12 protein-coding genes and 1 pseudogene are annotated in these 11,984 nt (G+C 66.3%); 5 read left to right on the top strand and 8 right to left on the bottom strand.

Features of this window, described 5'->3' with window-relative positions:
- Positions 1–130 precede the first annotated feature (130 nt).
- Complete coding sequence (locus ACWEJ6_RS13950) at positions 131–727, top strand: hypothetical protein (protein WP_452423815.1); 597 nt, start codon at positions 131–133, stop codon at positions 725–727.
- 244 nt (positions 728–971) lie between these two features.
- Here ACWEJ6_RS13950 and ACWEJ6_RS13945 read toward each other — a convergent pair whose 3' ends face one another.
- The gene (locus ACWEJ6_RS13945; protein WP_452423812.1) at positions 972–1,868 is read right to left on the bottom strand and encodes a LysR family transcriptional regulator; all 897 of its coding nucleotides are present in this window, start codon (positions 1,866–1,868) and stop codon (positions 972–974) included.
- A gap of 117 nt (positions 1,869–1,985) precedes the next feature.
- Between ACWEJ6_RS13945 and ACWEJ6_RS13940 the strand changes: the two genes are divergently transcribed.
- Together ACWEJ6_RS13940 and ACWEJ6_RS13935 are read left to right on the top strand one after the other, a co-directional pair.
- On the top strand, positions 1,986–3,191 hold the full coding sequence (locus tag ACWEJ6_RS13940; RefSeq protein ID WP_452423810.1) for an SDR family oxidoreductase: 1,206 nt from the start codon (positions 1,986–1,988) through the stop codon (positions 3,189–3,191).
- Positions 3,124–4,197, top strand: coding sequence for an erythromycin esterase family protein (locus ACWEJ6_RS13935; protein WP_452423820.1), 1,074 nt, complete (start codon positions 3,124–3,126; stop codon positions 4,195–4,197). The genes ACWEJ6_RS13940 and ACWEJ6_RS13935 overlap by 68 nt, the downstream gene beginning before the upstream one ends.
- A 195-nt stretch (positions 4,198–4,392) precedes the next feature.
- On the opposite strand, the gene ACWEJ6_RS13930 is transcribed toward ACWEJ6_RS13935, so the two are convergent.
- The 4 genes from ACWEJ6_RS13930 to ACWEJ6_RS13915 form a co-directional block, all read right to left on the bottom strand.
- Positions 4,393–4,947, bottom strand: coding sequence for a PIN domain-containing protein (locus ACWEJ6_RS13930; RefSeq protein ID WP_452423808.1), 555 nt, complete (start codon positions 4,945–4,947; stop codon positions 4,393–4,395).
- Between the two features lie 3 nt (positions 4,948–4,950).
- Positions 4,951–5,406, bottom strand: coding sequence for a helix-turn-helix domain-containing protein (locus tag ACWEJ6_RS13925; RefSeq protein ID WP_387678103.1), 456 nt, complete (start codon positions 5,404–5,406; stop codon positions 4,951–4,953).
- A 295-nt stretch (positions 5,407–5,701) separates the two neighbouring features.
- A complete protein-coding gene (locus ACWEJ6_RS13920; RefSeq protein WP_452423806.1) occupies positions 5,702–6,664 on the bottom strand; it encodes an N-acetyltransferase family protein in 963 nt (320 codons plus the stop codon).
- 584 nt (positions 6,665–7,248) lie between these two features.
- Positions 7,249–8,025, bottom strand: a complete 777-nt coding sequence (locus tag ACWEJ6_RS13915) for a hypothetical protein (RefSeq protein ID WP_452423804.1) — start codon at positions 8,023–8,025, stop codon at positions 7,249–7,251.
- 111 nt (positions 8,026–8,136) lie between these two features.
- On the opposite strand from ACWEJ6_RS13915, the gene ACWEJ6_RS13910 reads away from it, so the two are divergent.
- Positions 8,137–8,352: a hypothetical protein gene (locus ACWEJ6_RS13910; protein ID WP_364327272.1), complete on the top strand. Its 216-nt coding sequence runs from the start codon at positions 8,137–8,139 to the stop codon at positions 8,350–8,352.
- Positions 8,353–9,344: 992 nt separating this feature from the next.
- Here ACWEJ6_RS13910 and ACWEJ6_RS13905 read toward each other — a convergent pair.
- The 3 genes and pseudogenes from ACWEJ6_RS13905 to ACWEJ6_RS13895 form a co-directional block, all read right to left on the bottom strand.
- On the bottom strand, positions 9,345–9,863 hold the full coding sequence (locus tag ACWEJ6_RS13905; protein ID WP_452423801.1) for a type II toxin-antitoxin system RelE family toxin: 519 nt from the start codon (positions 9,861–9,863) through the stop codon (positions 9,345–9,347).
- 3 nt (positions 9,864–9,866) lie between these two features.
- Positions 9,867–10,175 carry a type II toxin-antitoxin system prevent-host-death family antitoxin gene (locus tag ACWEJ6_RS13900; protein WP_237103413.1) on the bottom strand — a complete coding sequence of 103 codons (309 nt, stop codon included), beginning with the start codon at positions 10,173–10,175 and terminating at the stop codon, positions 9,867–9,869.
- 55 nt (positions 10,176–10,230) lie between these two features.
- Positions 10,231–10,329, bottom strand: a pseudogene (locus ACWEJ6_RS13895) (peptide-methionine (S)-S-oxide reductase MsrA); the annotation flags it as partial.
- A 40-nt stretch (positions 10,330–10,369) separates the two neighbouring features.
- Between ACWEJ6_RS13895 and ACWEJ6_RS13890 the strand changes: the two are divergent.
- Positions 10,370–11,878 carry a recombinase family protein gene (locus tag ACWEJ6_RS13890; RefSeq protein ID WP_452423799.1) on the top strand — a complete coding sequence of 503 codons (1,509 nt, stop codon included), beginning with the start codon at positions 10,370–10,372 and terminating at the stop codon, positions 11,876–11,878.
- Positions 11,879–11,984 lie beyond the last annotated feature (106 nt).

Genomic DNA, 11,984 nt, shown 5'->3' with positions numbered 1-11,984 from the left:
CAGCCCGAGCAGAATCGGCGACATCGCACGCGCAGCGCTTGTCCTCACCCATTTCGAGCACAACTACCTACCGGCAATTGGCTGAGATCACGTCAGTGGGCATCAGTTATCGAGGAGGAGTTGAAAGACGATGGGTGACTACTTCGAGCGGATCGTCGATGTCGAGGTGACCGGCCAAGAGGCGGAGTCGCTCGCAGAGCGGATGGTCGACTGGATGGTTGCCGAAGGGCTGATCACGCGCGAAAGGTCCAGCGACGGCATGTACAGCCTGCAAGTGGACGACGGATACGAGCCCGGCCCCAACTGGCGACGGGCAGTGGCTGATTCCTCGGACCCGACGTGGATACCGGGCCCGGTGGCGGTCATCGTCGGGCGGGATCACCACGTCGGAGGCCAGGGGATGAGCGAGGCGGACTCGGCGACCTGCCCACGATGTGACGCGACGACTGTGATCATCGACTACCCGAACGCGTGGGAGGCGAGCCAGGCGGCTTGGCAGCCGTTCAGCGACGGCATCGACACCTGGAAGGAGACCGGCGAAGGAAGTGTCACCTGCTCCTCATGCGGCGCCTCCGTCCCGGTCACCGCGTGGCAGTTCGGGTCCGGTTTCGACCTCGGGGCACTCGCACTCGACTTCTGGGGATGGCCACCTCTCAGCGCCAGCTTCCACACGGAGTTGAGCAAGCAACTGGGACACCGCATAGAGGTACAGTCAGGCAAGTTCTGACCCCCGCCACAAGCGCTGAACCGGTTGACGACGCGAGCAGCCGTGATTGTCTGCCCCCCGTCCTGGCATAGAACGGGCGTCTGCCCCCAGAGACCTCTCGGACCATCACTAAGCGATGGCCACCTACTCCGTGCCCCTTAGGTGTACGCCGACCACTGCCGAGCAGTCCTTGCGTACATCGTCGCGGAGGAGTCAGCCGGCCGTCCGCGGCGGGCCCCGCGGATGAGTTTCGGCGCCCGACCGGTCAGAGGGTGAGCAGGTCGAGGGGGCCGAGGTCGCGGACGGTCTGGGCGAGGGCGCGAATCAGGTCGTTCTCCGCTTCGGTCGACCACACCAGCGCGTACTGCAGCGGATCGTCGTCCCGAAGCGTCAGGTAGGTGATGTCCGGCCGCAGGTAGTACCGCCTCATGTGGTGGGCGACGAGGCTGACGGTCTCTCCGGTGGTGACCAGGGAGAGGATCTCCTCGGTGTTACGCGCCAGGGGGCCGCGCTCGATCCGCCGGCTCACAGGAGTCCGGGCCGGAAGGAAGCCGTCCGCCCAGTAGTCGGGCCTGGACGGAGTGTCCACATGCGGGAAGTCGGCGAGCATCTCCAGCAGGCCGGTGGTGCGCCGGGCGAGTTCGTGGTCGGCGGCCACGGCCAGCAGGCGCGGGTCCGTGAACAGGACCGGCCCCGTGGTCAGATCGGGCTCTTCGACGGGCAGCCACGCGACGAGGACGTCGATGTCGCCGCGCCGCAACCCGGCGAACGGATCGGCGAAGGGGGAGATGCGGATCTGCAGCTTCCACTGGGGGTGGTTGCTGCGGAACGTGTCCCAGTAGTGCCGTAGGTCGTGCGAATTGTGCGGGATCATGCCGACGCGCAGCACGCCGGTGATGCCCTCGGCGGCCAGCCTGGCCCGGCGCATGCTCTCCTGGAGGCCGCTGTACATCGGCCAGAGATCGTCGCGGAGCTGCCGGCCGAGCGGCGTCAGCCGTACCGACCGCGGGGTCCGTTCGAAGAGCGGGGCGCCGATCTGGCGTTCCTGCTTCTGGATGGCCTTCGTGATCCGGGCCGGGGTGACGTGCAGTCGTTCGGCGGTGCGGGCGAAGTGGAGCTCTTCGGCCAGGGCCAGGAAGATCTCGATGTCGCGAAGCTCCACGACTCCCCCACGTTGTCTTCGGGGTTAATTCTGCCTTGCGCATTTTGTCATTGTTTCGGGCTATTTAGTGCCCGGATCCTGGTCACCGGACAAGTCAGATGATTCAGGAGTGACGACATGATGCACCTGGCAGGGAAGACGGCGCTGGTGACCGGGGCTTCGCGGGGGATCGGCCGGGCCGTGGCGCGGCGGCTGGCCGCCGCCGGCGCGCTGGTCGCCGTGCACTACGGCAGCAACGAGAACGCGGCCCTGGAGGCCGTGCAGCTGATCGAGAAGGACGGCGGCCGGGCCTTCCCGGTGCGGGCCGAACTGGGCACGCCCGGTGACGTCGACGCCCTGTTCGCCGGACTGGAGGCGGGCCTCACCGCGCGAACCGGGCAGGCACGCCTGGACATCCTGGTCAACAACGCCGCCGTCAACACCGGCGGCCCGATCGAGGCCATCACCCCCGAGGCGTTCGACCGGCTGATCGCGATCAACACCAAGGCGCCGCTGTTCATCATCCAGCGGGCGCTTCCCCTGCTGAACGACGGCGGCCGGATCGTCAACGTGACCACCGCGGCGACCAGGATCGCGATGCCCGAGGCGCCGTACGCGATGAGCAAGGCCGGCATCGAGGTACTCAGCCGTTCCCTCGCCCAGCAGGTGGGCGCGCGGGGCATCACCGTCAACGCCGTCGCGCCCGGCCCGACGGTCACCGACATGAACCCGTGGATGCTCGGCAAGCCCGACGTCCAGCAGATGGTCGGCACCGGCAACGCCATCCCGCGCGTCGGTCAGCCCGACGACATCGCCGACGTGGTCGCCTTCCTGGCCTCCGAGGCCGGGCGGTGGGTGACCGGCCAGGTCGTCGACGCCTCCGGCGGCTGCTTCCTCGGCCCCGGATCTGAGCTGACAACGCCCCGGGGCGCCGTCAGCCGGCCTTCAACCGGCTGTCAGCGCTGCCCGGGAGATTCGGACCTGCCCCAACAATCCCCTTCACGTATCAGGAAACGTCATGAAGCTTCTTGCCCTGAGCTGCCTGGCCGCCGTGACCCTCGCCGGGACCGCCACCCCGGCGTCGGCCGACACCGGAGTGGTGTCCGCGCTCGACAGCGTCGCCAAGCCGCTGGTCTCCACCTCGCCGGGCGCCCGGGCGCACGACCTGGACGCCTTCGGCGCCATGGTGGGCCGGGCCGAGGTGGTCGGCGTGGGCGAGGCCACCCACAGCACCGCCGAGTTCTACGCCCTCAACCAGCGACTGTTCCGCTACCTGGTGACCGAGAGAGGATTCACCACGTTCGCCCGCGAGCTGAGCTGGAGCACCGGCCTGCGCCTGAATGATTATGTTCTGTACGGCCAGGGCGACCCGCAAGCGATCTTCCACGACGAGGTCAAGGGCCCCTACGACCTGTTCGACAACCGCGAGTTCCTCGACCTGGTCCAGTGGATGCGCGCCCACAACGCCGGCCACGCCAAGAAGGTCCAGTTCATGGGCGCCGACCTGCTCTACCCCGGCGACATCCTCTTCGACAAGGTGCTGGCGTACGCCAAGCAGCACCGACCCGCCCTGCTGCCCGAGCTCACCCAGTTGTACGACGGGCTGCGCCCCACCACGAAGAACGCCGGCGAGTACATGGCGCAGGCGCTGGCCGTACCGCTGGAGACCCGGCAGGACAACGCCGAGCGGGCCACCCGGGCCCTGAAGCTCCTCCAGAAGGAGGGCGCCGACGGATGGACGGTCCAGCACGCCCGCGCGCTGTCGCAGACCTTCACCGACTTCGCCTTCGACCAGGCCACCGCGGACGGCCGCCGCCAGGCGGCGATCTACCGGGACCAGGTGCTGGCCGACAACGTCACCTGGTGGAACCGCACGACGGGCGCCAAGATCCAGGTGTCCGGGCTGAACGCGCACCTGAGCTACACCCCGATCGACACCACGTACGTGCCGGCCCCAATGGGCGGCGAGCTGCGCGAGCGGCTCGGCGACCGCTTCGTCACCGTCGGCACCAGCTTCTACCAGGGCGGCTACAACTTCTCCAGCTCCGAGACCGCCTGCCCCGACGGCGTCAAGCCCGCCGAACGGCCGGGGACGTGCAAGGGCTGGGTCCCCGCCGCGGGCCCCGACTACAACGAGTACGTCCTGGACCAGGTGCGCCACCGCGACTTCATCCTGGACACGCGGACAGCTCCGCGGACGGCTCGGACGTGGCTGGCGCAGGCCCGGCCCACCCGGCTCATCGGCGGCGGCTTCTGGTCCCCCGACCAGGCCGTCCAGGCCTCCCTGAGCCGCTCCTTCGACGTGGTGATCCACCTCCACCAGGTCAAGGCGGCCACCCTCACCCGCTGACGGCATGCCGGACGCCCCCCGGCCCATGATCGCCCCCGGACGTACCGGTCGACCATGGGCCGGTCTCCGCCTCGCCAGACGTCAGGCCGACCGGACAGCCACCGATCCCGCAGCAGCCGTTCGGGCCTGACTCTGTACCGCTGCTGCCGGCGGTGCCTGTTCACTTCGTGCCGCAGAACCAGCCGGGAAGAGGCTTCACCCAGCTCGAAGGGCAGCGACAGCCTCAACGAGACCGGCCGCCTCCAGAGCGTCGAGCACGTCCTCGACGGTCTCGGGCGGGCTGGTCCGTGAGTCCGCAATCTGCTGCACACACGCCCAGACGACCCTTCCGTCCAAGTCGATTTGGTCGAGGACGAAGTCGTCGGGCGACTTCGCCTCGATATCCCATGGAGCCAAGTAGTCAGCAGGGAAGTCCTTGAGATTCGACGTGACGATGGCCTTCGCGCCCACCTTGATCGCTGCGGCGAGCACATGTCGATCGTCAACGTCTGGGAGCTTCAGCCCTTCGATCAGTGGCTCATACCCCTCGACGAGGCAGTCGCGGACAGCGGAGTTCATCAGTCGGCGGAGCTTGTCGAGCTTTTCCGCAGGAATGTCGGGGCGGTTGGCTGCGAGGTTGCGCTGCATCTCGTCGAGGATGCTGTTGGTCCACCTGGCTTGCACCCGTGCCGTCATGGCGAGGCGAATGAGCAGGTCACGCAGGGTGTTGCCGTACAACACGTTCGCGTCGTAGACCACCACGAATGTCATGGCTCAGATGCCCAACTCTTGCCCCAGCGCAGCGAGTTCGTCGGCCGCGGTCCGGCGCTTGGCGTCATCGCGACGCCTGTACTCCTGGAGGTCCTCGTACTTGATTCGACGGTGCTTGCCAATCAACCGGAACGGTATCTCTCCCGTCTCCAGGAGTTTGATGACGTACGGGCGTGAGACGTTCAGCATGTCCGCCGCTTGCTGTGTCGTCAGCTCAGCATGGGACGGAATCACCGTGACTCCGCGCCCTTCAGCTGCTTGGGCAAGGATGAAGGCAAGCAGAGCTACTGCTTCACGAGGCAGGATCAAGGGGTCCTCTTCCCCGTGCTCACCGACGACCTGCACGGTCGACTGCTCGGGATACCGCATGAGGTAATCCTTGATCCGGCGGACCGCGCGAGCGGCCACCTCCGCATCGATGCTTCCCGGCTGAACTCGCTTGGCCTGCACGTCAGTCATGACGTCACCCCCTCTTCGCAGTATCCGCAACAAGCGAAGCAAACGCAAGCACGATCGCCAGCAGCCCGGCACCGCCTTGACCCTGTGATGAAGGCTGTCGCCGAAGACGGCGCTGACCCATGATCTACGCCGGGCGTGCCGGGCGACCATGGGTCAGGATCTAGCTATCTCTACAGGTCTACGCTCGCCGGAAGTCAGGCCGCCCGGACAGGCCACGGCCGCCGATGCCGCAGTAGCCGTTGGTGGCTTTGTACAGGGCATTGCTCTTGGTTGCTCGGCTCCCGGCAACGAATCCCTAGGACTGGGGGTCGTTGGAGAGGTTGATCCGGATCTCCGTGTTGCGGTACCCGGCGCGCAGGAACGCGGCCGCCATCGGCGCGTTGCCCACGTCGGTGGTGGCTGTGATGCGCGTCTCTCCGTTGGCCGCATGCATGCGGGTGATCTCGGCGAGTTCCTCGTGCACGTATCCGCGCCCCCGGAACTCCGGGACCACCCCGAGATATCCGACGTTCACGCTGTACGGCGTCGCCGAGGGGATCGCCATGCCTGCCACCTCGCCCTCGAACGTGTAGGCGATCCGCCACCACTCCCGCTTGCCCGGCGCGCCGAGATAGAAGTCCATCTCTTCGCGCGCGGTCGCGTCCACGCCTTTGGCCGCTACGTTCGTTCGGGTCTGAAAGTCCAGACTGCCCTCGGCGATTCTCCTGAACACCGCCAGGAACTCCTCATCGGACGCCTCGGCGAACCGCAGCGCCCCAGCCACCGGGGGCACCCCGTCGGCCGGCGCCCACTCGAACTGCAGCCGCTCGACCTCCCGGGTAAGGCCGGCCGCGTGTGCTGCCGTTCGCCGCCATTCCACGGCCGCCGAGGTGACCGGATCGTCACGCCAGCCGCCGGACGCCTTGATCGCGTACTGCACCGGCTCCGGGAACACTGCCAGTGCGGCCCTGATCAGTTCGGTGGCGACGACGATGCGCTCACCCAGTGCGGGATCGACGTCCAGGCAGTCGAGCGCGACCGGGTACGCGCTGCCCCTCGGCCCCCACCACAGCGCACGTCCCGCGACCCGGTCACCGACCTCGGCGATCCACGTCCACTCCGACCGGTACATGTTCTCGGCCAGTTCTGCGAGGTAACGGTCGGCGGAGATCCAACCGACGGGCTCCGTCACGACCCACGAGGTCACACGGTCCAGCTCCGCAGGGACGATCGCACGACAGGAAATCACCAAAAAGAGCTTAGTGGACCTTTTGTCCACCTGTGGGCGACCCAGCATGGGACAGGTCACGCCTCACCGGACGTCAGCCCCACCGGACAGAACGCCACCCTTGTCGCCGATGCCGCAGTAGCCGTTGGTGCGATCGACCTGCTCGACCGGGCCATATGCCAGACCGCCGGTCAGGTCGCGATCCGAATAGAGGATGGGCCCCCTCGCCCGTCCGGTGGGGCGATCAGCTCGACGTACGACCGGTCTACGTCTCAGCCGAATTGGACGGCATGAGCGATCAGCGACTCCGCGTACGTGGCCAAGTATGCGACCAAGGGAGAGTCCGCAGGCACCGTAGACCGACCGATTCGGCATGCCGGACAGATCGCCGGCCTGAAGGTCACCGAGCACGCCCAGCTGATCACTGGCACTCCGCCTCCCGATCCAGAGAAAACCGTGACGGTAGGCGAGTGGCACTAGGCCGGAAGCGGCCATCGCCATGGAGAGGCTTTCTGGGCCGAGGTAGCACGCCATCGCATCGCCACCGCTCGCAGGATCGCCCGACAACAAGCAGACGAGAAGCGATAGGGCCCCGTGCCTCTAACCGAGATCGCGGGAAGCCGGTTGTCGCTCAATTAGTCACCCAGGATCGGGCCTGCGGGCTGGGGCTGCTGCCACACGTCTCGGCCGTTGCCCCACAGCTCAGAGGCATGGTAGGCAAACCGATCGAACAGGCCGTCGTCCTGATACCGCCGCAAGTGCAACATGGGCGAGTCGTGACCAACGAGCTTCGCCAAGTGCGGCGTGACGAGCATTTCCGAGTCGAACCGGAACACGCTCATGGCGATGTGCTCGTCACCGAACCGGGCCTCGACACCGGCAACGTCGCGTAGCTGCTCGATCTCCGACAGAGTGATCCGGATGCGCGTGGAGACGGTCAGCGGAACGTTCTCCACGTCCTCGCGGTGGCGCGTCACCTCACTCTCCGGATCGCCGACGAGGAACCGGATCTTGCACCCCTGCTGCGCCTTCCGCTTGAGCACCTTCGCGAGATTGGGGTGTTCCAGCCACAGGAAGTAGTTGGTGTAACCGGCGAACACGATCTCGTTGCGCGCCGAGCTGATGAGATTGCGCCAGATTGATTTCGGACATGCGGAGCGATACGGATAGACGGTCAAGACTTCCTTATCCGGCCCAGTTTTCACCGTATTGCGAATTGCATCCGGCCATAGCACGGCTGTCTCAACTCCTAGTGCCTCTGCGGCTGCCCATTGATGCCGCATGTGCGGAACGCGGGTTTCGTCCTGCAGCCAGCGTTCCACCGTCTTGACGTCCACGCCACATCGGTCGGCCAAAAGCTGGTTCGTGACCTGGGCGTTCAGCATGGCGCTGCGTAGGGGGACGTTGGCCACGGCACACCTCGAACTGGAGGACGTCAGGACGTTCGGAGCGTAACGCTGTAACGTCCTGGACGTCTTGATAACGCGGTGGGTTTGTCACGCTCAGGTAAGCACGCTGATCGCATGTCCACTCCGGTGATTCTCGAAGACCTCCAAGCGGCATTTCCCGGTTGGTGCATTTGGCGTAGTTCTGCGGGCCGTCTCTGGGCCACCCGGAACGGCCGTCGCCTGTCCCCGCGCGAAGTAGATCACGGCCTGTCTCAGACGATCGACGCGGACGACATCGTCCATCTCGCCGAGCAGCTGAAGGAGCAGGAGACAGCAGAGGAGGCGTTGTGAGCCGCCCTCCGCTCGCACCGGAGACCCACGCCGCCGCTGCCCTGGCCAACGCCCTCGCCGCCCAGGGAGTCCCCGCAGACGTGCACGACGGCTACGGCCTGGCGCTGGTGTCCGTCTGGGCCGGATTGGTCGTCTGGTGTCACGACGGGCGCTACTGGTGGCGATCGGCATGGGATGCGAGACGACAGCGAGTCATATACGCCTGGCCCCCCTCCACCGAACCCGCTCAGGCCGCTCACCGAATCGCTCTCCGCTACGCCCAACTACGGGAGTCTCAGCCGATCGGTACGCCGCTCGCCGGAGCGCACCCGTGCCCATGACCTTGGCGAAGCTGATCGCCCAGTACCCGGCATGGCAGGTTCAGGAGATTGCCGCAGGCTGGGTGGCCATTCGGAAGCAGCCCGTTCCCTGTGCAAGCGGACTGTCCAACGTCCGTTGCGGGGCGACGTTGGATGAACTGGCTGCGAATCTGCAGGCGGAGACCAGACAGGGCAGCGGGGAGCAAAGTTCCCTTCGAAGCGTCTGAAACGGCCCCGCAATACGCCAGCCTCCACCACAGGGAGAAACCCGGGTAGATCGCTGGCAACCCGACCCGGAGCGCAGGGCCTCCAGACCCGAGCACCGGGAGCAGGGCGGCAGAAACTTGAAGCTCATCGTCGGGGGCCGCCGGCCCGCGTGCGGTGGCGGGCGCGAACTGCCCCAGGCCGCACGCGCAAGCCCGCCAGACCGCTAAGCGGGCCGGCGGCCGGCGCAGCGAGCCCTTGAACCTGCAAGGAAGGTTGTCGCCGAAGACGGCTTTGGCCCATGGTCGACGCCGGACGTGCCGGGCGACCATGGGCCAAAATCTAGCTATCTCCGCAGGTCTACGCCTCGCCGGAGGTCAGGCCGACCGGGCAGGCCACACCCGTTCCGCCGATCCCGCAGTAGCCGTTGGGAACTTTGTACAGGCACTGCTGGCGGTAGCGCTTTGCTTCAGGCGATAGATGCGTGACCTAATGACGCCTGGACCGGTACTCAGCCCACGTGTCGACCGCCTCTTCAAGGTCAAGGGCGGCAACATCCTCACGCGCCATCCCGACCGTGTAGATCAAGCGGTCCGCGAGCCAATCTGGAACGGGTTCCCTGGGAGATGCCTTCTCCACCCGAATGTGATCGGCCAGCGCGCCGAGACGTTCGATCACCTGGCCGAGCTGGATGATCTCAGGCCGGCCCGTACCCGCCTCCCGGACCCTCGCCGTCGCCTCCTCGTACACTTCGGCGTCGGCACGTTCACCGACAGCCCACACCTCGCAGATCTCCACCGACTTGTCCTCGGTGATGCGGTAGACGACACGCCAGGTGTTGCGACCGACCACCAGCTTCCGGAAACCGGTCAGTTCCCCGCCAAGCGGATAACCAGCTTCAGGGTTGTCCAGCAGGAGAAGGATCTTCTTGAGCACCTTGGGTACCGCGTCTGGGCCGATCCGCCGAAGGTCGTCGACCGCCGGCGCCGTGAAGGCGACGTCGGACACGATTCACTCATCGTCCGGGATGGCGGACAGCGACTCGCGAGTATGCCCGAAGGCGGCAAGCACCTCATCGAGTGAGACCCGCTCCCCCGTGTCCGTAACCGACCGGGCGAGCACCAGCGCCAGATCACGCAGATCAGCCGCCGCCTCCTCCAGCTCATTGAGCCGGCGGATACTCACTACCGCCGCCACTGGCTGACGCCGACGGGTGACCACCAGATCAGTCCCCTGCTCCGCATCAGCCACTAGGCGGGCAACCCCTCGCTGGGCCGCCTCTGTGACGCTCAGCTCAGTAGCGTCGTGCAGAACAGTCATGCATTAACTGTATATCTATCTGCACAGAAGTGCGACGCCTGGGCCGACGTTCGGCTCACGCCTCGCCGGACGTCAGGCCCACCGGGCAGGCGACGCCCGTTCCGCCGATTCCGCAGTACCCGTTGGGCACTTTGTACAGGTACTGCTGGTGGTAGAACTTGACTCTCCGCAACAATTCATGTGAGGAGAGTTACATGACCATTGTCCCGGTCGTCTCCTACGCTCGCATTTCCGCCGACATCAGGCGGGATGAGCACGGGGTGCAGGACCAGCACCGCCTCAACCGGGAGACGGCGGAACGGCAGGGGTGGACGGTCGTCCACGAGTACACGGACAACGACAAGTCAGCGGCGAAGGCCGATGTCGTACGCGACGACTTCGAGGCCATGCTGCGGGTTCTCCGAGCCGGCGAACTCCCCGACGGTACGGCGGTGCAAGGCGTCGTGATCGTCGCGGAAGACCGTCTCGCTCGACGCCCCGGTGACTACGAGCGCTTCGTCGAAGCGATCACGTACCAGGACGGGCGCGTGTTCGCCGACGCTCGCGGCACGAAGGACCTGTACAGCGAGGACACCGAAAGCATGGGCCTCTTCGGCGCGGTGATCTCCAAGATGGAGGTCCGCAAGATGCAGCGCCGTATGCGCCGCTCGCATCGGACGCGAGCCGAGCAAGGACTGCCCGTCGGCGGTACGCGCCCCTTCGGCTGGAAGCCCGACCGACTCACCCTCGACCCTAAGGAGGCACCTCTCGTACGGCAGGCAGTCCTTGACCTCGTCGCAGGCCGCTCGCTCTACTCCATTGCCAACCAATGGCGTCGGGAGGGCGCAAAGACATCGCTGGGGAACGAGTGGACCCCTCAGTCGCTCAAGCTCACCGTGCAGAACCCTCGCGTCTGCGGTTGGCGGGAGATCAACGGCGAACTCGTCCGGGACGCAGAGGGCAACCCCGTGGTCGGGCAGTGGGAACCGATCGTGACACCCGAACAGTGGATGGCGGTCAAGAACATCTTCGACGCCCGCAGAGGCCACTACATCCACCGGGACGGGCGCATCGGCCACATCCTCACACCGGACTTCCGCGAGCCGAACTACCTGCTCACCGGCTTCCTCCGCTGCGGTCGCGCCAAGCCGGACGGTTCCCTCTGCAACACCTCGCTGCGCGTCACCCACAGCAAGGACTGCATCCAGCACATCTACATCTGCCCGGGCAAGACCGTCGGCGGCTGCGGCGGACTCGGGCGGCGCGGTGACATGGTTGATCTCTTCATCTCGGAAGCAGTCCTCGCCAAGCTGGAGCAGGTCCAACTCGCCGCGTCCGCCACCCCCGCCGAATGGCCGGGCCAGGCCGAGTACGAGGGCGCGAAAACCCGGCTGGAGGAACTGCGCGTGCAGTGGACAGCTGGCAACATCACGAATGAACTGTTCTTCTCGACGGCCCCTGATCTTGAGAAGCGCATCGCCCGCCTTCGCACCGAGGCTCAAGGCTTCACCGCCGCCGCTCAACGCCGCCAAGCCCGTTCCGACACCGACATCAGCGACATCCGACGGCGCTGGTACCTGCCAGAGGAGGAAGACGGGCTCCCCCTCACCATCAAGCGGTCGTATATCCGCGAAGCCCTCCTAGCCGTGATCATCTATCCCTCAGGCAAGGGACGCAGGACGTTCAACCCCGACCTGCTTGAGCCGATCTGGCGAGAAGGCTGAGCCCAAGACGTCCAGGACGTCCGAGAAGGCTGTCTCCCTTACCTTTGGGCGACAGCCTTCTTACTTTGCCCTCGAACCACCGGTGACAACCGGACGTCTACGGACC

The organism is Nonomuraea sp. NPDC004702 (genome assembly GCF_053601695.1).
The sequence above is the reverse complement of the archived record's forward strand: the minus strand, read 5'-3'. Positions and strand labels throughout refer to the sequence as shown.